This window comes from Nitrosomonas oligotropha (assembly GCF_009833085.1).
GTDB classification, from domain to species: Bacteria; Pseudomonadota; Gammaproteobacteria; order Burkholderiales; family Nitrosomonadaceae; genus Nitrosomonas; species Nitrosomonas oligotropha.
In genome coordinates this window covers 37601-60806 of the sequence record NZ_QRBZ01000035.1, presented here as the reverse complement: position 1 = coordinate 60806, position 23206 = coordinate 37601, and the positions used below count along the sequence as shown (strand labels likewise).

At 49.9% G+C, this 23206-nt stretch carries 14 protein-coding genes and 1 pseudogene; 7 read left to right on the top strand and 8 right to left on the bottom strand.

Features of this window, described 5'->3' with window-relative positions; genetic code table 11:
- Positions 1 to 79: 79 nt before the first annotated feature.
- The 7 genes from ABD07_RS11600 to ABD07_RS11570 form a co-directional block, all read right to left on the bottom strand.
- Positions 80 to 1075: a hypothetical protein gene (locus tag ABD07_RS11600; RefSeq protein WP_160818397.1), complete on the bottom strand. Its 996-nt coding sequence runs from the start codon at positions 1073 to 1075 to the stop codon at positions 80 to 82.
- A 373-nt stretch (positions 1076 to 1448) separates the two neighbouring features.
- Positions 1449 to 2624, bottom strand: a complete 1176-nt coding sequence (locus ABD07_RS11595; protein ID WP_193566056.1) for a PEP-CTERM sorting domain-containing protein — start codon at positions 2622 to 2624, stop codon at positions 1449 to 1451.
- 258 nt (positions 2625 to 2882) lie between these two features.
- The gene (locus ABD07_RS11590; protein ID WP_160818430.1) at positions 2883 to 5999 is read right to left on the bottom strand and encodes an efflux RND transporter permease subunit; all 3117 of its coding nucleotides are present in this window, start codon (positions 5997 to 5999) and stop codon (positions 2883 to 2885) included.
- Between the two features lie 12 nt (positions 6000 to 6011).
- Positions 6012 to 7589 (bottom strand): efflux RND transporter periplasmic adaptor subunit, encoded by a 1578-nt coding sequence (locus ABD07_RS11585; RefSeq protein ID WP_160818396.1) that lies wholly within the window; start codon positions 7587 to 7589, stop codon positions 6012 to 6014.
- 24 nt (positions 7590 to 7613) lie between these two features.
- Positions 7614 to 8966 (bottom strand): TolC family protein, encoded by a 1353-nt coding sequence (locus ABD07_RS11580; RefSeq protein WP_160818395.1) that lies wholly within the window; start codon positions 8964 to 8966, stop codon positions 7614 to 7616.
- Between the two features lie 216 nt (positions 8967 to 9182).
- Complete coding sequence (locus ABD07_RS11575; RefSeq protein ID WP_160818394.1) at positions 9183 to 9533, bottom strand: hypothetical protein; 351 nt, start codon at positions 9531 to 9533, stop codon at positions 9183 to 9185.
- Positions 9534 to 9656: 123 nt separating this feature from the next.
- The gene (locus tag ABD07_RS11570; RefSeq protein WP_160818393.1) at positions 9657 to 11228 is read right to left on the bottom strand and encodes a PgaA family protein; all 1572 of its coding nucleotides are present in this window, start codon (positions 11226 to 11228) and stop codon (positions 9657 to 9659) included.
- A 152-nt stretch (positions 11229 to 11380) separates the two neighbouring features.
- Between ABD07_RS11570 and ABD07_RS11565 the strand changes: the two genes are divergently transcribed.
- The 4 genes from ABD07_RS11565 to ABD07_RS11550 all read left to right on the top strand — a co-directional run bounded on the left by ABD07_RS11565 (position 11381) and on the right by ABD07_RS11550 (position 16631).
- Positions 11381 to 11803, top strand: a complete 423-nt coding sequence (locus ABD07_RS11565; RefSeq protein WP_160818392.1) for a Fur family transcriptional regulator — start codon at positions 11381 to 11383, stop codon at positions 11801 to 11803.
- Entirely contained in the window at positions 11785 to 12129 is a 345-nt protein-coding gene (locus ABD07_RS11560) for a hypothetical protein (protein WP_338040590.1), read from the top strand. Before ABD07_RS11565 ends, ABD07_RS11560 begins: the two co-directional genes overlap by 19 nt.
- Positions 12130 to 12272: 143 nt before the next feature.
- Entirely contained in the window at positions 12273 to 14336 is a 2064-nt protein-coding gene (locus ABD07_RS11555; RefSeq protein WP_160818391.1) for a TonB-dependent receptor, read from the top strand.
- 108 nt (positions 14337 to 14444) lie between these two features.
- Positions 14445 to 16631 carry a CHASE2 domain-containing protein gene (locus tag ABD07_RS11550; protein ID WP_160818390.1) on the top strand — a complete coding sequence of 729 codons (2187 nt, stop codon included), beginning with the start codon at positions 14445 to 14447 and terminating at the stop codon, positions 16629 to 16631.
- 101 nt (positions 16632 to 16732) lie between these two features.
- Here the strand turns inward: ABD07_RS11550 and ABD07_RS11545 are convergent, their stop codons facing one another.
- A complete protein-coding gene (locus tag ABD07_RS11545; protein ID WP_160818389.1) occupies positions 16733 to 17503 on the bottom strand; it encodes a hypothetical protein in 771 nt (256 codons plus the stop codon).
- A gap of 314 nt (positions 17504 to 17817) precedes the next feature.
- Here ABD07_RS11545 and ABD07_RS11540 point away from each other — a divergent pair, with 314 nt between their 5' ends.
- From ABD07_RS11540 to ABD07_RS11530, 3 genes and pseudogenes are all read left to right on the top strand, one after another.
- Complete coding sequence (locus tag ABD07_RS11540) at positions 17818 to 21102, top strand: tetratricopeptide repeat protein (RefSeq protein WP_240142535.1); 3285 nt, start codon at positions 17818 to 17820, stop codon at positions 21100 to 21102.
- Between the two features lie 12 nt (positions 21103 to 21114).
- Complete coding sequence (locus tag ABD07_RS11535; protein ID WP_160818388.1) at positions 21115 to 21642, top strand: hypothetical protein; 528 nt, start codon at positions 21115 to 21117, stop codon at positions 21640 to 21642.
- Positions 21643 to 21958: 316 nt separating this feature from the next.
- A pseudogene (locus tag ABD07_RS11530) lies at positions 21959 to 23069 on the top strand (IS3 family transposase).
- The last annotated feature ends 137 nt before the right edge of the window (positions 23070 to 23206 follow it).

Sequence of the window (23206 nt, the reverse complement as noted above, 5' to 3'; positions counted from 1 at the left end):
ACGTTGCGCATCGTCATTCCCGCGCAGTCAGGAGTCCAGGATTGCAAGCGGCATAACAGGAATGTCGGAGCTCCTTACGTCACTCCGACCGGGCGTACTTCGTAAACTTTTTATGTAAATATCGCTTTATTCTGGAAAATGGTGAAGCTGTTTTGACGGCCTTCTCATTTTTCCATTGCGTAATGGCTTTTTTGGCTCGCTCATCTGTGATACGAATCGGCCGGTTAACCAGAAAATGATCAACCTCAGCATCTTCAGGATAAATATTACCGATATAAGGATCATGTTGTGTAACGGCAATCGGTATACGGCTACCATCCTTAGTAGCACTGATTACGAAACTACCACCTTGCTGCGCCTGCAAAATGCCAAATTCCGGATAATCATCACTCCAAACTTTAATATTCTTGAAACCAGCATCTGCAATAATTTGCAATAAATCCGCCTCTGCATAGACTCGCATTTCAAGTGTTGAACCTTCTCCCCCGTGCCAGGTTAATCGGTCATACACCTCTATAGTCTGATCTTTGCGTTGATTAACCAACAGCATACCTTGCTGATCCCGGACAATTCCAAACTGATTCAACTGCGGGAAATGTTCAACCGTTTTTGGCAACATCGTATAAGGGACCGTCAACAACATCAGTCCGTCCGGTTTCAACAAATGCCAACTGTTAACAAACGCGACATGGCGTGGCGGCGAAACATGCTCATAAACATCAGAACTAATCAGTAAGTCGTAACTACCTACCGCCATATTTTCTATATTGCAAATGTCTAGGTATGGTTCTGTATGGTAAAAATAATTTGTGTAGTCAAATAGATTATTAAGCTTATCAGCATAATGAGGCGCATCACTCAACCCCAGCGCTTTTTGGTTCCGGTCAGGAGAAAAATTAGCAAGCGGAACTGGTTTGCCATAAAAATGCTGTGACAGTGCAAACATCAACGCACGAAAACGTACAATCGATCCACAATGCTGGCACGCCCCTCCCTCGCGGTGGAAATCCGGCACTACCACAGACTCTTTACCACAAAGATTGCAGGTGTATCGTTTGTAATCCGGTGCAGACATATTGAAGAACCAATGATGCTTAGTTTGGAAGAGAGGGCTGAGGAAAGATAAATCACCTATTCCATGGGCGTTGAATGTACTGAAAGCCGCCTAGGTTGTCAAACACTGAGATAATCGATCGAAAAACAACCGCAGGAATGAGACAAATCTTGGCATTGCAATCTGCCTTAAATAATCGCTGCGCGATTCACATCGTCATTCCCGCGCAAGCAGGAATCCAGGATTGCAGGCAGCATGACGGGAATGTTGTGGTCAGCGCACTACACAGAATGATGTAAATCGCACACCGAGCTGTCTTTCAGACAATTGCACAACGGAAAGCACTCAAAAAATGAGCGTCAATGTTCCCATTCCAGATTAAATTAAGCCTGAATTAAATGACCATTTCCTTTCTACGCCGCGCCAGATACCCAATTAAACCTAGCCCAGCCAACAACATCAGGTAAGTTTCTGGCTCCGGTACTGCGGTAGTAAACGACAGTAAAAATGCTTCATGATTACCATGGTGATGACCAAACCCGACGATCTGTCCGTTGTTGTTAATGCTCAAAGCAGAAATATCAGTCCACCCGGCTGCAACGACTGGAGCCAATGACGAAAGATCAGTCATTTCGCCGTGACTAAAGATAAAAGCATGATCTTCCCCAGCAGCAGTTGCAGCTGCTCCCACAACTTCTCCGGAATCGTTGATGCCAGAGGCATAACTATAGTCTCCGCCCAAGGTACCCAAGTCTGTCATACCTATTCCGTTAGGACCCGTGATAAATGCATCGAAATTCCCACTTGCAGTGAAAGCACCTCCGACTACTTGCCCGGAATCGTTGATGCCAGAAGCGGCACCGTCGATGACGCCCATACTGTTGTGTCCACCCAGGGTGCCCAAGTCAGTCATACCTATGCCATTAGGTCCCGTGATAAAAGCGTCCTGAGTGAAATTGCCAGCTAGGTAAGAACTTCCCACCACTTGTCCGGAATTGTTGATGCCCAAAGCCCAGCTACTGCCTCCACCCAAGGTGCCTAAGTCAGTCATTCCTAAACCATTAGGGCCCGTGATAAATGCATGGCTATTCCAACTTGCAGTGTAAGAACCTCCCACCACTTGCCCGGAATCATTGATGCCACTAGCCCCACTGGATATTCCACCCAACGTGCCCAAGTCAGTCATACCATTACCATTAGGCCCCGTGATAAAAGCGTGCTGATTGAAAATGTTGCCTAGGTAAGAACTTCCCACCACTTGTCCGGAATCGTTGATGCCGAAAGCCCAGCTACTGCTTCCACCCAAGGTGCCCAAATCAGTCATGCCTGCACCACTAGGGCCTGTAATAAATGCATGTCTGGAACCACTTGCAGTGTTAGCCCAGCCAACGACCTGCCCGGAATCGTTGATGCCAAAAGCTTCACTGTATGCTCCACCCAAGGTACCCAATCCTTTTATTGACCAATCAGCATGCACCATCGCAGAAATTGATGCAGTGAGAATTCCTGTGAGAAAGATCGCAACCCTTTTAAGTTTTGCGCGTTGAGCGTTCATGATTATCGTCCCCATGTGATTACTTCCGTGGTGTTAAGGTATTTCAGATTGCAGAAAATCAAGAAATCCAAGCAAAATTGGATTACGTTATCAACGTAGTCCGGTTTGATTACACAATCAATAAGCAAAACACGTATTTTTCCAATAAGAAATCATTTATTTGTGGATCGTGTTGCTATCGTCGTATACGCCAAGACACCATATACTGATGCAGATCAAACTTCCTCAAGCAAAAACCTTTAACTGGTTGCAAGCCTCATGCTTTTTCTCCTTTTATGCTCGTTGCAACGACATCCCCTTCACCACCGCATACACCGCCGGAAAAATAATCAGTGTCAGGATCGCCGCCGAAACCATGCCGCCGACCATCGGGGCGGCGATGCGGCGCATGACTTCGGAGCCGGTGCCGGTGCTGAGCATGACCGGCAGCAGGCCGACCACGCTGCCGGCGATGGTCATCATAACCGGGCGGATGCGGTACACCGCGCCTTGGATCACGGCGTCGTACAAATCCGTTAGCGCCACCTGCTCGGCCATCGCTTTGCGTTGCCGGGTGATCGTGGTCAGCGATTGGTCGATGAAGGCCAGCATCACCATGCCGGATTCGGCGGCGATGCCGATCAGGCCGATGAAACCGACCACGGCGGCTATGCTCAGGTTGTAGTCCAGCCAGTACATCAGCCAGATGCCGCCGACCAATGAAAACGGTATCGACAGCATGACGATCAGCGTTTCGGTCAGGCGGCCAAAATTCAAATACACCAGCAAGAACACCATCAAAATGGTCAGCGGGATGACAATTTTTAGTTTCTCGGTGGCGCGCTGCATGTATTCAAACTGACCGCTCCACGCCGCGTAGTAACCCGGCGGAAATTGCACTTGCTCGCGCACGGCTTGTTGCGCATCGGCAATATAGCCGCCGATATCGCGGTCGCGGATGTCGACGAAGATATAGGCGGACAGCAGCGCATTTTCGGTGCGGATGCTGGGCGGTCCTTGCACTAGCTTGACTTGCGCCAATTGCCCCAATGGAATCATCGTACCGCCCATGGCCGGTACCAGTACTTGCGTGGCGATGGCTTGCGGGTCGCTGCGCAGTTCGCGCGGATAGCGGATTGCGACATCGAAACGCTCGCGGCCTTCCACCGTGGTGGTAATGACTTCGCTGCCCATGGCGACGGAGACGACGTCGAGCAAGTCGCCGACCGTCAGGCCGTAACGCGCCAGCGCCATCCGGTCCGGTTCGATGTCCAGATAATAGCCGCCGGTAATCCGTTCCGCATAAGCGCTGGCGGTGCCGGGCACGGTTTTCACCACGGCTTCGATTTGCTTCGCAATAGCCTCGATTTCTTTCAGATTGTTGCCAAATACTTTAACGCCGACCGGGGTGCGGATGCCGGTGGCCAGCATGTCGATGCGATTCTTGATCGGCATGGTCCAGGCGTTCGCGACACCGGGAATTTGCAGCGCCTGATCCAGCTCGGCGATCAATTTGTCGATGGTCATGCCAGGCCGCCATGCGCTTTCCGGTTTCAGGTTAATGATGGTCTCGGTCATCTCCAGCGGCGCCGGGTCGGTGGCGGTATCGGCGCGCCCGGCTTTGCCGAACACCGAGGCGACTTCCGGAAAATTCATGATGATCTTGTTTTGTGTTTGCATCGTTTCCGCTGCTTTGGTCACGGAAATGCCCGGCAAGGTAACAGGCATGTACAGCAAAGTGCCTTCGTTCAACGTTGGCATGAATTCGGTGCCCAGCCGCATCGCCGGATACACCGTAGCAGCCAACACACCCAATGCGATCACCAGTATGGATTTTTTCCAGCGCATCACCCCGGCCACAACCGGCTGGTACCCGCGAATCATCCAGCGGCCGAGCGGATTATCTTCTTCGCGTGGAATCCGCCCGCGAATCAACAGCAGAATTAGCACAGGAACCAGGGTGATGGACAACATAGCCGCACCGGCCATGGCAAAGGTTTTGGTGTACGCGAGCGGCTGGAACATGCGGCCTTCCTGCGCTTCCAGTGCGAATACCGGCAGGAATGATACGGTAATGATCAACAAGCTGAAGAATAACGACGGGCCGACTTCCTGGCACGCGGTGATAACCGCTTGCGTGCGCGATTCGCCCGGCCCGGCGCGCGCCAAATGCTTATGCGCATTTTCCACCATGACGATAGCGGCATCGGTCATTTCCGCAATCGCCAGCGCAATCCCGGCCAGGCTCATGATATTGGAATTGATGCCCAGCTGCGCCATGGCAATAAACGCAATCAGCACGCCAACCGGCAGCATGATGATCGCCACCAGCGCGCTGCGCGCATGCATCAGAAATACCGCACAAACCAAGGCCACAATCGCAATCTGCTCGATAAACACTTCTCGCAGCGTCGCGATGGCACGGTGAATCAGTTCGGAACGGTTATACACCGATTCCACCGAAACACCCTGCGGCAGACCGGATTTGATCTGGTCGATTTTTGCTTCGAGATCGTGAATCACATCCAGCGCATTCTCGCCGTAACGCGCCACCGCAATGCCGGAAACCGCTTCACCTTCACCGTTCAGTTCGGTGATGCCGCGGCGCTCACCGGGAACCAGTTCCACCCTGGCGATATCGCGCAGCAGCACGGGCTTGCCGATATGCGCCCTGACCACCAGATTCTCCAGATCGCTGATGCTGTGCAGGTAGCCGCGGCCACGCACCATGTATTCGGTTTCCGCCAATTCGATGACTCGCCCGCCCACGTCGCGATTACTGGCGGCAATCACCTCGGTAATGCGTTTCAATGGAATGTCATACGCTTGCAGGCGGCGCGGGTCGACCGTGATTTGATAGGTTTTGACGAACCCGCCTACGCTGGCGACTTCGGAAACGCCGGACACGGTGGTTAATTGATAGCGCAGGAACCAGTCTTGAACAGCACGCAATTCATCCAGAGTGCGATCCTTGGCCGTCACAACATACTGATAAATCCAGCCGACGCCGGTGGCATCCGGACCAAGCGCAGGGCGTACATCCCGGGGTAACTGGTTGGCGGCGAAATTCAGATATTCCAGCACGCGCGATCGCGCCCAGTAAATATCAGTGCCGTCTTCAAAAATGACATAGATGAAAGAAACCCCGAATGCCGACAGGCCGCGCACCACTTTTGCGCGCGGCACGGCCAGCATTGCCGTGGTGAGCGGATAGGTAACCTGATCTTCGACGACCTGCGGCGCTTGGCCTGGATATTCCGTGTAGATGATGACCTGCACGTCGGACAGATCGGGAATCGCATCGACCGGCATTTTCCATAACGCGTAGAGTCCCCAGCCGGCGATAAACACGGTACTCAGCAACACCAGGAAAACATTGCGGATCGACCATTCAATGACTTTTTTTAGCATCATGGTGTTCCCTTAGTGATCGTGAAAGGTATCCGCAGGCTGGATACGTACAATGACAAACTCGCCGTCCGGTTCTTCGGCGATCTCAAAGATAACCTTCTGACCGGGCTTGAACGATTGCAGCAATACCGCTTCCCGGATGCGGAAATCCATCGTCATCGCAGGCCACTTCAGGCTTTCTATCGGGCCGTGCGCAAGTGTCATCGTCGCATGCGCGAAATCAATCGCATCGATGCGTCCTTCACCGCGGTATTGCACTTGAGAAGGTGACAGAACAGCCGAGCTCGATTCAACTTCCTGCTTGTCTACCGGATAATAGGTATTGTGGCCGAAACTATCGAGCGCGCTTTTGAAGTTGCTCTCCGCATCGATCAGGAAATTCGCCTTGACGACCACATTTTCACCGGCCCGAAGCCCGCCCAGCACCTCGGCATAACCATCGGCATGCATACCGAGCTTGACCGTGCGCGGCTCAAACCGGCCCGAACCCAAATCAACCAATACCATCCGCCGGGTGCCCGTATCCAGCACAGCGGAATCCGCTACGGTCAGCACTTTGTGCCTGCTGTGAAACGACGCGAACTCGACCCGCGCATACATGGCGGGTTTCAGTAAACGATCGGGATTCGGCAACACAATGCGCACACTCGCGGTGCGCGTTTCCGGTGTGACCGCCGGATAGATGAACGCCACTTCACCGTTGAAAATCTTGTCGGGATAAGCATCCACCCGGACCGTCACCCATTGGCCGGTATGAATCATGCCCAAGTCCTGTTCAAACACATCCGCCAATATCCACACGTTCGACAAATCGGCGAATTGGTACAGCACTTCTCCCGGCATAAAGCGTTGTCCCATGACCGCTTGCTTTTCCATCACCACGCCATCGGCTGGTGAACGCAGCGTCATGTACTGCTGCACTTCACCGGTTTGTTGCAGCCGCCGTAGCTCGGCTTCGGCAATATTCCAATTACGCAGCTTCTGCAATGCGCCATCGGCGAGCCGCTGCATCGCGGCACGCACGGCTGCATCGCCATTCTCGACGGACTGCAGCCCTCTGATCGCGATCAGATATTCCTGCTGCGCGGTAATCAGTTCAGGACTGTAGACATCCATCAAGGCCTCGCCTTTCTTGACCGCTTGCCCGGTGGTATTGACATACAGCCGGTGTATCCAGCCTTCGAATTTGGTCACGAAGGTGTATTGCTTGCGCTCATCGGTCTGGATCGTCGCAACCGCCCGCACGGTGCGGATCAGTTCGCGCATCTCTGCGGCTTCCGTACGCACACCCAGTTTCTGCACTTTTTCCGTACTGATGGTCACAACATTTTGTTGCGCGAGCGGTTCTTTGCCTTCATTTTCATAAACCGGCAAATAATCCATGCCCATCGGATCTTTCTTCGGCACCGGCGAAGTGTCTGGCAGCCCCATCGGGTTGCGGTAATAAAGCACCTTTCGTTCCCCATTCGCAGCTTGCGGTGCGGCAATTCCGGCGTCTGGTGATGATTGTGTTTTCCCCAACCAGTAACCTGCCGCCAATGTGGCGGTCAGCACAATTGCAGCGCTGATTTTCTGAGCAATAGATTGCATTGAAAGCTCCATTATCGGTATTCGTTAGTGTTGCTTCTTGCCAATCAGAAAATCGATTTCTGCCAGCGCTTTGTTGTAATTCGCGATCGCGGTAATGAGATTGGTTTCATAGTCGAATACCGTCATCTGGTTATCCAGCAAGGTCAGAAAATCAACCCGGTTTACTTGGTAGGCTGCCAGCGCGGATTCAACAGTTAGCTTTGCCTGCAGCAAAATCGCGGTCTGATAGAGTTTGGCCGATTTCAGGCTTTGTTCGGCCATGGCAATCTGCTGGCGCAGTTTTGCCGCAATGTCATTACGCTGCGCCTGATACAAACTGATTGCCTGGTCGCGCATGGCTTGCGATTCCATAATACGCGGCTCGATTTTGTTGCCACGCCATACCGGCAAGTTGACCGCCACGGTCATACTGACCATGTCGTCACGCCGCATACTGCCCAGCGTGTTATCGCGCTGACCGTACGATACGCGCACATCGAAATCCGGGTAGTACGCCTTGCGTGCCAGATCGGCGGATTTCTCATTGCGTGCAATCAGACTTTGCAGCGCCAGCAATTGCGGACGTTGCGTCCAAGCTTCTTGTTGCAGCGCTTCCAGCCGCAAAGGCGTTTCGTGAATTTGCAACAACACCGGTGCCGGAATCTCGCCGCGCGTGCTACGCCCCAGTGCACGGATAAGTTCGGCTTCGAATACCGGTTGTTCGCGCTCGAGTCCCAACAACCTGTCCAGCATTCTCGATACTTGCGTTTGCGCTTTCAGCACATCGGCCTGACTGCTTTCTCCCACTTGATAGCGCGCTTCGGCCATGCGCAGAAAGTGTTCCAGTGTTTGCTTGTTTTTCTCAACCAGCTTGATCATTTCCAGCGTAAGCCCAAGATCAAAGTAGGCGGTTTTCAGATCATGCACGACGCGGTTAACCGTTTCATGGTAGCCCTGCTCAATGGCTTCCGCGTCCTTGCTGGCGACTTCCTTGCGCAAACCGCGTTTACCGGGAAACGGCAAGCGCTGTGAAAGACCGATCATTTTCATCGTCATATCTTCGCGGTTAAACGGTGACGACGCCAAAGGCGCATTGATCACGCCCGCCTCGAGCATCGGATCGTCCAGCGCTTCCGCCGGTGCGATGCGTTGCCGGGCAGCTTCGCGCTCTTGATAGGCGGCCTGAATCTCGGGATTGTGCTCCAATGCTTCTGCAATCAAGCCGGGAAGCAACGCCGCATGGCGAGTATTGGCTGTTGTAAGCGCTTCTGCAGGAACAGCGCGGCTCAGCATGGTTGTTCCAGCTTTACCGGCTACCGGTTCCGATTCCTGCCCCTGCGTTGCGGTTGCAATGGTGGCAGCAAGCAGCGCCATCACGATCAAACCGGTGCGGTTCATCGCAGCCTCCTGAAGGTGTTTTGCTGTTGCTGACGAGTGTTAAGATTGAATAATACGAACATACTTGTCCTCCTGGCAGGTAATCTCACCGGTTCCGCCGGTGATGGGCAGACATTGATGATAATTAGCGATATCTCATGGCTTGCGCGGCATACGCGCAGGCACACAGCTCATGCAAGAAATTGCACTTTTTACCTGACACTCAGGCAAAAAGTGCTAAAGGGAGATAACTACCGGAGGGCGTTGCGGGTGTTCCGGTACAAATGAGACAAAACCGGAATCGAATGAAGCGATAGTAGAAGTATCGGTAATCGGTATGGATGCGACAGTACCCGGAAGCATCGGCGTATGACTATACGCATCGCAAGAAGTATCGTCGCACGGCAAGCTGGCTAATACATGCCCGGCATGCTCGCTGGTACTCTCTTCCGTCTGTTTGTGGCAGCCATCATGATGGTGATTGTCGATGGCGATCGCTGATTTGTCATGCGCAGCGGTGAAGCTTTTTTCCTGCGCACAGACTGACAAAATAGCCGCTGCGGCGCCTTGCAGCGGGAGCCACAGCATAAAAAAAACCAGCAGCCATTTGCAGTGATGTGCTTTCATGTCTTTTATTATAAACAATTTTCAGGTTTTACCCATCAATTCCCAAAAAATTACTTATCTATTTGTGCGGCTGGTTGGATACGGTCAAGGCTGATACTGTTGTTCGTAACGATCTGCCTTGGATTGATCGCCGGCCAGTCTGGCCGCCTGTGCCGCGCGGTAAAGTCCATTGCGCCGGTTAGGCGTGCGTTGTAAGGACGCTTCCAATTCCTTCAGGGCATCGCCGGGTTGCTTCAATTCCAGCAGTAATTCACCGAGCAACTCTCTAGCGGGAATGATTGCGCCGGGCGTGACATTGTCTTTCTCGGTCGAATCTTCCAAGTCTGCCGACGCACGCATGAGTTTCACCGCTTCTTCCGCATCACCTTCCGCATACGCAATCCAGGCTGCTACCGCCAAGCGTTGGATGTCGATTTGACCGGAGGTGTAGTCTTTATTGTCCGCCTGCTCGGCATTGCGCAAAACCTTCAGCTGCCGCAAGCTGTGATGGGCAATGTCCATTTTCCCGCTGCGCGCGGCACCCAGACCGCGAGCAAAGTGCGTGATGGCTTCGCACCAGGCGAATTGCCGCCACGGGAAATCCGCTGGCAGTACCTCGAGTTTTGCTGCTTCATTCCACTCGCCGCGTTCAACCGCATAGCGTGCCGGGATGGCGGCGTAGGCGTATGCCACGGTGGTATTTTCCGGCTGCGCTTTGTTAATGCCTTGAAGCTCGCGCAGAATCTCCCTGGCTTTCTCCGTCTCACCGCTTTGCAGATAAGCGTACATCATATAATCCATGAAGTGGAACTGCTGATCCCAAGTGCCGGGCAATGCATTTTTCCGCGCGTGGTCTTTTGCCGCATGATAGGCGGCCAGATTCGATTCCGCCGCGTCATGCCATAGCCCGAGCCGGATAAAAATATGCGAAGGCATATGCAACGCGTGCGGAACTGCCGGTGCAATATGCGTATAAGCGCGCGCTGCGCTCAATCCAAGTCCGGCCAACTCGGGGTAATCGCTGCTATGAATGATGTAATGCGCCACGCCGGGGTGTTCCGGCTCATGTTCCAGCACTTGCTGCAATAGATGTAATGCTTTCTTCTGATTGGCGAAAGTCTTGTCCTTGGGCGATGCCGTGGAAATCAGCGCCAAAGCATAAAACACTGCGGCTTCCCGGTCGTCAAGATTGTGTTTCAGGACTTGCTCCATCGCTTTCTGGTACATCAGCTTTCTGGCAGCAAGATCCACTTTCTCATCTTCGGGATACAAGAAACTCACAGCCTCAAGGTAGGCTTTCTCACGCTCTGTTTTGATTGCCAGCTTTTTTGCCTGCCGCAACGCTTCGCGTCCCGTTTGCAGTTCTACCGCGGTCGGCGATGTCGCCCATAACTGATAATAAAGACTCATCGCTACGCCCCAATACCCCATTGTGCAAGCCGGATCGGTAACGGTCACTTGGCGGAATGTCTTTCCGGCCTCGTCGTACCAGAAGGAATGCAACATCGCGACGGCTTGATTGAATTGTATTTGCGCGGCAGGCGTGCAGGAAACCGGGAAGGTCACTTTCCCCAGATTTTTCTCATCGAATGCACCGGCATGATGATCTCCATCCGCCCGCAACATACCGGCGGACATCATGGCAACAATCAGAAGCATCCATCCCCATTTTTTCATATCAACTCTCCAACATTGGTAAGACATCACCGGAATGAACGATCGACATTCCTCCCAATAACGCCAAGTAATTCAGGATTAAAAATACAACGTGTTGTGCAATGAAAGTCATTTCGTTACAATAATCACAACATTGTTGCATTTATTTGAGTATGCTTAATCAGCTTCATCATACCGCAGAAGACATGATCCGGCACAACGGCGGACGGGCAACCGCGGGCAGAATTGGAATTCTGGCGATCTTACTGGCCGAACAGCAGGCCATCACGCACCGGGAAATCGAACAACGCCTGCCGCAAGAACAGCAACTGGACCGGGTGACTTTATACCGTGCGCTGGAGTGGCTGGCCGAAAAAAATTTAATTCATAAAGTCACCAGCGACGACCGGGCCTGGCGCTATCACGCCAACCGTGACGTGCAATCGCATCAACATGCGCACTTCAAATGCACATGCTGCGCGCAAGTGATTTGCCTGGATAAATTGCCGGTAGAACGAAACTGGCCGCTACCGGCCGGTTACCGATTGCAGGAAATTGAATTGACAGTCAAAGGCCTGTGCGCCAACTGTTGCTGACCATGCTACGCAAAAGCTTATTTCTGTTTTTGACACTGGCTTTATTGGCTGTGCCGGTCTTCTTGCTGGCACATGCTTTCACGCATTATGCACAAACCGATGTGCTTGATGCCACCGGAGGCGAAGCTGATACCAGTGTTGATCTTGACGAAATCTGCTTCGATTGCGTCGCGCTCACTGCATTAAACTTCATTCTGATCGCTTCGGGTTTGCTTCTGCGCAACCCGTCAAATCACCGCCGGATGCCATTATGGGCCATGGGGCGTCATGCCAATCGCACCACATTTCCTTATTGCTCGCGCGCACCGCCCTTTCAGCTGCTCTGATTCTTGAGGTTGTAAATCCAGGTTTGACTTAATCATCAGCAATCGACCGGTTGCTTTGATGTGCATTGCTTGCCTGTGATTGATCAGTTCCATTGTTGCAACACAGTTGCACGACAAATGCCCGTCCGGGTTAGGAAAGCTGTATGGATTATTCTGATCATGAATCAAATAACGCTCGATGGTTGCGCAAAAGCTTGTCATTGAAACCGACAACCGTCGCGCTGTTTATATTTTTGCTGCACCCGCTGCATAGTTACGGGCAAAGCACCGGCAAAAACGTCGAGCTGCCCGGTGTGATGATTACTGCGCCTGTTTCAAGTTCGGCCGAATCGGCCGGATTCAAACCGGACACGGTTGTGTCAGGCGATCGTCTGCGCCGGAAAAGGGAAACCAATCTGGGCGATACGTTATCGCATGAACTGGGCGTCAGTTCCAGCAGTTTCGGTCCTGGCGCTGGCCGCCCGATTATTCGCGGTCAGGATGGGCCGCGGGTACAGGTACTGGAAAATGGTATCGGCACCGGCGATATTTCAACCATCAGCCCGGATCACGCCGTCGCGACCGAAACCTTAAATGCATCGCGCATCGAGATACTTCGCGGGCCATCGACATTGATGTATGGCAGCGGTATTTCCGGTGGTGTGGTGAACGTGATCAACGACCGCATACCCGACCGCTTATTCAAAACACCGCAAGCGAACTTTGAAGGACGCTTCAATTCCGCGCTGGAAGAACGCAATGGCGCTCTCATGGCGTCCGGCAGCTTGGGCAGGATGTCCTGGAATCTTGAAGGAGTGAAAAGAAAAACCAGCGATGTCCATATCCCCGGGCTGGCGAATCCCAATGATCCGGACAGCGGCACCGGCTTGATCAGAAACAGCGCGATCGATTCCAGCAATTTATCGGTAGGCAGCTCGTACGTCGGCGAACGTGGTTTTGTGGGGATGTCGGTCTCAAGATTGGAAAATTTTTACGGCATTCCCGGCCCGGAAGGCGCGAAAATCGATATGGGTCAGACCCGCTACGGTCTGGCGGGTGATCTGGATAATCCGCTGAAGGGATTCCGGCAACTGAAAATGCGCTTCAATTACAACGACTATCAGCACAAAGAGCTCGAACAAAGCGGCGCGGTTGGCAGCCGTTTCAGTAATAACGAACTGGAAGGACGCGCCGAATTAGCCCACAAGCCGATCGCCCAATGGCAGGGTGTCATGGGCATTCAATTACAAAACCGCAATTTTTCCGCAAAAGGCGAGGAAGCTTTCGTGCCATCCAGCCTGTCGCAATCGGCCAGCGCGTTTATGCTGGAAAAACGTAATTGGCAACGCTGGCAGTTTGAAGCCGGCGGACGCTTTGAACATACCATGCATAACCCGCAAGCAGCATCGCTGCAATCGCGCGACTTTAATTTGTACAGCATTTCCGCAGGAAGCGCTTGGCAATTCAGGGAGGGTTATCAACTCAATCTGACGGCCACGCGCGGGCAACGCGCACCGAATACCGTCGCGCTGTATGCCGACGGCATCCATGTGGCCACTAACACTTTTGAGCAAGGCGCGCAAAACCTGCGCAAAGAAACCTCCAATAATTTCGATATTGCGCTGCAAAAAACCAACGGCCTGATTACGGGCAAAGTGAATTTGTTCTATAACCATGTCAACGATTATATTTTTCAGCAAAGCCGTGACAGCAATGGCGATGGGCTAGCGGATAGAATCAACGATGAGGGCATGCTGGATAATCACGGCGCTTATCTGGTCCAGGATTACACTCAAACCCGGGCGAAATTCTATGGTCTGGAAGCGGAAGCCATCGTTGCAGTAATACCGGATACGTTGAATTTGCGGTTATTCACCGATATGGTTTATGGCAGATTAAAAAATAACGGTAACATTCCGCGCATAACACCGCAACGCTTCGGCTTTGATCTGGATTTCAAGAAAAATGCCTGGCAAGCCAACTTCAACCTCACCCGTGTCACTCAACAGGATCGCGTCGCCGTATTGGAAAGCGAAACTCCGGGTTATACCCTGATGAACGCCGAAATGGGATATCACATGAAGCTAACCAAGTCGGTCAACTATACGCTTTTTCTGCAAGGCCGGAATTTGCTCGATAGCGACATGCGCGTTCATACTTCCTTCTTGAAAGATGTCGCCCCGTTACCCGGGCGCGCCATCGTCGCGGGTATCAGAGGCGCTTTTTAAATGTCCGCCGTATGCTGATGTAACCCAGGGTGCTTGCAAAATAGCCGCTTAATGCTAATCTGCATTGGCAATTGTTCCTGATATCTTCTTCATCCAGTTAAAGCAACTATGGCCAGAGGGCTTAAATACTTTTTTTTGGGCATTTTTACCGGTTTGCTCGGTGTAACCATCTATTTATCACCGGCTGGCTTATGGTTGGAAGAACGGTTCGGCTTGAGCGCATTGTTTCAGTTACGCGGTGCAATCAAGGCGCCCGATGAGGTGGTCGTCGTTGCACTGGATCAGCAATCCGCCACGCAGCTCAAGCTGCATGTTAAGCCACGATTGTGGCCGCGCAATATACACGCGCGCTTAATTGATCAGCTTGCGGCAGCAGGCGCCAGCGCGATCATTTTCGATCTTATTTTTGATACACCCAGCGACATACCGGAACAGGATGAGGAACTGGCCAATGCCATTAAAAGAGCCGGTAATGTCCTGTTGGTGGAACGGCTGGATTATCAGGATTCGGGATCGCTGAATCAACTCGACGGCATTACTTATCAAGCATTTATTCAAGAAGGCGCTACTCAGCTCCTGCCAATCATCGGGGAGGCGGCAAAGGCACGGGCGCCTTTCACATTGCCGAAAGCGGAACGAGTGCATCACTACTGGACTTTCAAATCGTATGCCGGCGATATTGCCACGGTACCGGTTGTGGTGCTGCAAATTTATTCGGCCGGGTTATACGGCGACTTTGTCCGCCTGCTCAATTCGGCAGAGCCCGGGCTTTCCACGCAGTTGCCTGCTCGCATCGATGAAGCGGATATCGAAGATCTGATTCTGACACTGCGTAACCTTTATACCGGTAATCCGCGGCTAGCCTCCAAGATGAAAGAGGATTTGGATCGCGACCGTGGCTTAAAACCGGAAGAAAAAAAAATACTGAGGTCGCTGCTCGATCTATACGCCGGGGATCAAATCCGTTACTTGAATTTCTACGGCCCGCCCCGCAGCATAACAACCATACCTTATTATCAGGCGCTGCAAGCGGACAGGAAAAGTCTGGAAGGTAAAGTTGTATTCGTTGGATTCTCCGGAGCCACTCAATCCGAACAAGAAATTGTCCGGGACGATTATCCCACGGTATTTTCCAATCCGGATGGGCTTTATATCAGCGGCGTCGAGATTGCCGCCACGGCTTTCGCCAATTTACTGGAAAACAAGCCGGTCAGGTCTTTGTCATTGATCGGCAATTTAAGTATTTTATTTCTGCTGGGATTTGCCATCGGAATGGCAGTCCAAATCTTGTCGACGCGCCAAACCATCGTTCTCAGTCTTTCGGTCATCCTTGTCTATACTTTCATTGCATACTCTTTCTTTAAACATACCCTGATATGGCTCCCGGTCATCATTCCGGCCCTGCTAGTGTTAGTTGCGCTTATGCTGGCCTGGGTATTAAAAATTCTGAAGCTCGAGGGCTTTATTGGCAAATCCGGCCCAGCTCGAGAACTTGATGCAATTATCGATAAACATAAAGGTATGTTCTCGGGTGCATGCTTAACAACCGATATCGCAGGCTACACGACCCTGTCCGAAACAATGAATCCCTCTGATCTTGAGAAATTGATGACCAATTACCGGACTGTATTGAGAAATCCCATTGATCAGCATCATGGCAGAGTTATGGATACAACAGGAGATTCTTCACTCTCCATCTGGATTAAAAAACCAGATAATCCAAACGTGCCAAAGCTTTTTCAGCCGATCAAGAAAACACCTAATTCTGCTGAGAAGCTTCGTGCCTGCAAGGCAGCACTTGACCTCAATGCTGCCATTATGCGCTTTAACAAATTACACAACCCGCCGCTACCCACCCGGATCGGCTTGCATTTTGGTGATATGTCACTGAACAAAAGCGATGGAACTTACCGCGTCACTGGAGATGTCGTCAATACAGCAAACAGGATTCAAAGCGCTAATAAAATTTTTAAAACGAGAATTCTGCTATCGAGCGATGTAATCGAAGAATTGGACGATTTCCTTGTCCGCCCGCTGGGAAGCTTTCAGTTACCGGGGAGAACTAAACCCGTTGCGCTTTTTGAGCTGATTGCCTACCGGCAGTCCGCCAGCAGGCAACAGCTATGGTTATGCGAAATCTTTATCAAAGCATTAAATGCTTACCAACTGAAACAATGGACCGAAGCCAGTCAGTATTTTTACGATATTCTGAGAGAATTCCCTTCCGACGGTCCAACGCATCACTTTCTGTCGTTGTGTTTACAGCACGAAAACGATCTGCCATCAGGCTCCTGATCTAGCTCAGCTATTGATGACAAATCATTATTCTCCACGATACTTGCGATCTGAATCGATATAAAAAGCTACTGATGCAATAGCTCTCAGGAAGAATAAAATTAAGCGGCAGCTAATGCCACATAACTGAGATCCAGAATACCCGAGATATTAGGGTCATTCCAATAACCATCGATAATATCCTTTGCATAAACCGTCACATGATCTGACAGTTCTTTATCGGTCCAAGCACTGGATGTGGGAGAGCTGCTCAAAGCTTCAACGAGTAAGGCCTGGAATTCTGTATTGTTTGTATCGGTGTGTGAAAAATTCGTGATCTGATCCAACTCAGTTGGATCCAAGGCTCTGAATATATTCAATAGCGTGCCATAAAAAACAGACTCCAAACCTTCATTCTTTTCAAATATTTCCCCGGGATGGGGAATGCTACCCAGATGGGCAACGCCTAATTCGTCCGGGGTAAAAACATGATCAGCAACATGAGAAGACCACAGAGGCACAAAAAAATCATCGTAATCCGCAGGATCGTCAAATTTTGGTTTCACTATCGCTTGTAGTGCAGCAGTCGATAAGGCCCCGGGATTATTGTCGAAGTCCACAAAATGAGCCAACGATCCTAAATCGTAATTGATCAGCGAGCTTACCTTATCAAGTTCTTTTGCATCCAATGCCGCATTTGAAAAATATGCAATCACTTCATCTGTTGCGTGTCCTGAGATCTCTGCTAACATTGAAACCGTAACGCCATATTGGTGACTGATATCAAAAATAACTTGCGGCTGATCTAGATGAGAAAAAATAAAATCATTCGCCTCTTCAAACGTAACCCCGCTCGGTCCTATTGTTGGTAAGTGTTCCGCTGCAGTTGACATTGATTACCCCTTGATTTCTGAATTAAAAGATTCTTCAAACAACCCGCCAATTCCGGTGCCGCATTCTCAATAAATTTAGCTACAAATCAGAAACCTCACACTTCTTATGAGATTTTGGAATTGATTCAAACCAATTATAACCCGCGCACTTCAATCTATAATGTGCTAATTCTCACATACAAAAAGCCTGTAACCTGATTCAATCTCCATTAAATCTGCTATGCATCAGAATCGCAGCCCCCATAATTTCTGGCCACGGGTAACATTCTAATTTGTTAAGCATTTCATTGTGAAATACAAATAGAAAACCAATCATGGAAATACATCGAACATTGCCATCTTACCTAGGGTTTAAAAAGGTAACTGCAATAATGTTCATCATGCTTTCTGTGCTGATTATTTTTTTGGGGTCCGCAGGAGAAGCTCAATCAGCACCGGCGTGCAAATCGGAAGTAGCGCGAGTGGTATCGATGCAGGGCACAATCGAAATACGCCGGGCTCAAGAGAATATCTGGCAACAAGCGGGGATGGAAGTTGTTCTTTGTGCCGGTGATATGATCCGCGCCCGGTCGCACAGCCGCGCGGCGCTGCGTTTAAGCAATAACAGCATGCTGCGGCTTGATCAAAAAACCAGTATTACATTCCCAGTGGTTCAAGAAGAAAAAGGCGCCTCGCTGCTGGATCTATTCGAGGGTGCGATCCACATCATTACGCGTACACCCAAACCATTCAAGATCAGAACACCGTTTGTTAACGCCAGTGTCGAAGGGACAGAATTTCTTGTTGGTCTTAAGGAAGACAATGCGGAAGTTGTCGTGTATGAAGGCAAAGTATCGGTCAGCAATGAACTCGGAAGTTTGCTGCTTCACGATCATGAAGCAGCGATTACACACAAGGGACAAGCACCACGCAAAGAAATCATCATCCGCCCGGCCGATGCCGTGCAGTGGGCATTGTATTATCCCGTCATCCTGGATTATTGGCAGAGTGGTGATAAAGACAATGCCAATGCCAACGATTTAATCCGTCAGGCAGGTCAATTATTGACCGCCGGACAAGCTGACGAAGCCAAGGAAATCATCCAGCAAGTTCTGCAACTCGAACCGAACAATAGTCATGCACATGCGCTGCTTGCCATCATCGCCTTGGTTCAGAACGAAAAAGACCAGGCGCTTGAGCTCGCGAGTAAGGCTGTCGCGTTGGATCAACAATCCGCTGCCGGGTATTTAGCGCTTTCTTATACACAGCAAGCGCATTTTGAAATTGAAGTAGCACTGGAAAGTGTGCAAAAGGCGCTGGCATCCGATGCTCAGAACGCACTGATCTGGGCGCGATTAGCCGAATTGCAGATGTCCGTGGGTTATCTGGAACGCGCATTGGATGCCGCAAAACTTGCGGTCAGTTTAAATCCCGGTCTGGCAAAAACTCAAACGGTGCTTGGCTTTGCTCATCTACTGCAAATCGACACCCAAACGGCGAAAGATATTTTCCACCGCGCCATTGCATTGGATCAAGCCGACCCCATGCCGCGGCTTGGATTGGGGCTTGCTTTGATCCGTGAAGGAGAACTGGAAGCGGGCCGGATAGAACTGGAAATTGCCGCCAGTTTGGATCCGGCCAACTCGCTGATCCGCAGCTACCTGGGCAAAGCCTATTTTGAGGAAAAACGCTACCCGCTTGCCAGCACGCAATTCGATCTCGCCAAGGAACGCGACCCGAAAGATCCGACACCGTGGTTCTATGATGCGATTCAAAAACAAACGCAGAATCGCCCGGTGGAAGCATTACAAGACATCCAGAAATCGATTGAACTGAACAACAACCGCGCAGTATACCGTTCCCAATTTCTGCTGGATCGCGATGAAGCAGCGCGCGGTTCGAGCTTGGCGCGGATTTTTGAGAACCTGGGATTTGAACGGCGTGCCGTGATGGAAACGGCCAAATCATTGAGCTTCGATCCGGCTAATCACTCGGCGCACCGGTTCCTCTCGGATACTTATGCGAACACTCCCCGACATGAAATCGCACGGGTCAGTGAATTGCTTCAGGCGCAACTGCTTCAGCCCATTAACGTTAATCCGGTGCAACCGCATATGGCGGTAGCTGATCTCAATATCATTACCAGCACAGGTCCGTCCGCCGCAGGCTTTAATGAATTTGCACCTCTGATGGAACGAAATAAATCTCAGGTGGTGGCATCGGGAGTTGTCGGTAGTAATAGTACGATTGGAGATGAGGTAGTCGCCTCAGCACTGTATGACAGAGCCTCCATCAGCATGGGGCAGTTTCATTATGAGACCAATGGATTTCGCCCTAATAATGATCAGAAGCATAATGTTTACAATGCATTCATTCAATATGCAGTGACACCACGGCTTAACGTACAAGTAGAACTGCGCAAACGTGAATCAGAGCATGGTGATCTATTATTGGATTTTGACAAAAATAAGTTTGACAGAGAATTTCGTCGAAATGTTAATGAGGACATAGCACGGGCGGGTGCAAGGTATACAGTTTCTTCCAATCAAGATCTACTACTTAATACTAAGTTCATAAATCGCGAGGGACGCTCAAGTGACACAGAAGGCTATCAGGTTGAACTGCAGCATCTATTTCGGAAAAATTACTTCAATTCGACGATTGGAGGAGGTACTTACCGTTTTACTTTCCAAGAAACTAGTGCAAATACAAGGCTTAATAAAGATAATATTTACATTTATACGAACGCCAATTTTCTGAGAAATTTAAATGCAACCTTTGCCCTAAGCTATGATTCTCGCATTGGCGCCGATGATCAGAGTAAAGAAAACATAAATCCGAAGCTTGGTCTACAGTGGGATCTAAATAACAAATTTAGGTTTAGAGCTGCATGGATAAATACCACTAAATCTCCATTGGTTGCTCAGCAAACACTTGAACCCACACAAGTGGCAGGCTTTAATCAGTTCTTTGATGATACAAATGGAACGAGGGCACAACGTATCGGTGCAGCGCTGGATTATCGGATGTCCAACGATTTGTATAGCGGCATAGAAGCATCAGAACGTGAATTGAAAGTTCCTTATCGTTTTACCAATCTCGATTCCTCCGCAAGTGAAGCATCTGAAAAACAAAATGAACAATTGTACCGTGCATATTTGTATTGGATACCTCATACAAATTGGATAATTAGAAGTGAGCTTGAATATGAGCAATTTTCTAGAAATGCTGAAAACTCATCTATCTCAAGCCGGGATCCAGTGAGAATCCAAACATTTAGCACGCCATTTAATATCGAATACTTCAATCCTTTAGGAGTATTTTTTAGATTTACAACAACTTATGTAACTCAGGATTTAGTTAGAAAGGAGGTTATTAATGGAAATATAGTAACGGCTCATAAAAAAGAAGAAAATTCTGGTTTTGATTCTTTTAACTTAGTTGATACAAGCGTTGGATATAGATTGCCACGGAGAAAAGGGATAATTTCTTTAGAAGTAAAAAATTTATTTAATGAGAATTTCTTCTATAGAACTCAAAATTTTTTTACATCGGAGCCTATCAACCCACGTTATGTGCCAGGACGTACGATTTTTTTTAGATTAACGTTAAACTTTTGAGAGGAAGAAAATATGAATACCGTATTAGATGATAGCGAACCTTTGATAGTAAGCGAAGTAACTACAGAAGAATTAAATAATTTTATTAATCATTTATCAAATTCAGGAATCTCCGGCGACAGAATAAATCTAGAAAATTTAACTAATATAAGTTCAATCGCTCTAATAAATGATAACCAACAAGTGGTTGTTCTCAGAGCAACCGCACCAAAAAAACCTTTAGTACTTTTCCTTGCCGCGGAGTCAGTAGAGCAAACAGTTTGCTATACCACTTACGATGCATCGAGACGAAAGGGTAGGCGTAGCTGTGCTCATAGGGATACTACTAAGAATGGAACTACAACAAGTGTAAGCGTATGCCTTGAGAATAATGCTTTTTATGATGATCTAACTAAAGAAAATTATTATTTAGAATGTAATCCAGCCGAAAGTCATCCTAAGCGTGCCTTATTATACAAAGCAGAATTATATACTGATGATTCTGGAATGCGTAGATGGAGAAAAGTACCCAATAGCCCAGTAATATTGGATGAAAAATAAGATCGACTCACTTAAAGAATCCTCGAAAAAATCCCAAAGCTTGGGATAATAATGTGCTGTAGTCACGGAATCCTCCTTACACTGCAGCAAACGAAACGGCCACCATCATCCTGGCGGCCGTTTCGTTTTACTGAAAGCCTGCTAAAGAAAAATAACCCACAACAAATCTAATACCTTCCCGCCCACCATTCACATTTGGTGACAAACTGCGCAAGCATAAGGGGATACCGACATAACCGGTTTATATTCGTAAACTCCCCCTGTAAGTAGACAAATATCAGTAGAATTTTGGAACCTCCTGATAACGGAGATTTCCATGAAGAGAAGTAGATTTACTGAAAGTCAGATAGTTGCAGTACTGAAAGAAGGCGAGGCTGGTATGCCGGTGGCTGAGTTGTGTCGTAAGCACGGTGTTAGCAACGCCACGTACTACCAGTGGAAGAGCAAGTACTCAGGCGTGCAGGTGTCGGAGCTTACGCGATTACGCGAGCTAGAAGCTGAGAATGCCAAGCTCAAACGCATGTATGCTGATCTGGCGCTGGAGAATGCAGCGATCAAGGACGTTTTTTAAACCGAAAGTTCTGACGCTTTCAGCCAGGCGCGAGGTAATCGGGCAGTTGGTGCAAACCAGATTGTCGATTATGCGTGCTTGTCAGATTGTCGGCCTGTCGCGGGCGGCGTACTACAAAAGGCCAGTGCTGGCATCCGAACGGGATGCCGAAGTGATTGATGCGCTCACAATGCCATCGCGACCCTGCATGGGCGCTGGGGATTCTGGAAGTGCTTCGCCAGGCTACGATTGGACGGTAGCTGCTGGAACAAGAAACGTGTACATCGGGTGTATTGCGATATGGGTTTGAACATGCCTCGGCGATTGCCGGATCGACCTCGGCAACCGCTGGGTCTGGCCAACGCACCGAATTGCTGCTGGGCACTGGATTTCATGCATGACACCATGTACTGTGGCAGACGGTTCCGAGCATTGAATGTGATAGATGAAGCGAATCGAGAATTCCTGACCATCGAAATCGGCACATCGATCCCATCTGCGCGGTTGATCTGCGTGTTAAGCCGCCTGATCGACTGCTATGGCGCACCCAATGCCATACGGCTGGACAATGGGGTCGGAACTGGTCTCACAGATGTTCACCGAATGGGCAGCAGCCAGAAGTATCACTATCCAATACATCCAGCCAGGCAAACCAAACCAGAATGTCTTTATCGAGCGCTTTAATCGGACTTACCGCACTGAGGTACTTGATGCGTATCTTTTTACCAATCTTGAACAGGTTCAAACCATCACTGACCAATGGCTGATTGATTACAACGAATACCGACCGCATGAAGCGTTGGGTAACATCCCGCCGCTACAGTTCTTGCCTCGGCTAACCCGGGTTCCGAATCTCTATCGGATACTGTCTACTTGACGAGGGGGCTTACGGTGGTATGGATACATCGCAATTCAAGCAATTGAAAGAACTCCAAGCCTATAACGCCAGGCTCAAGAGGTGCGAAACTATGCCTTTTTACTGAGTGCTCAGGCTGCTATTTTCCAGCCGGAGTT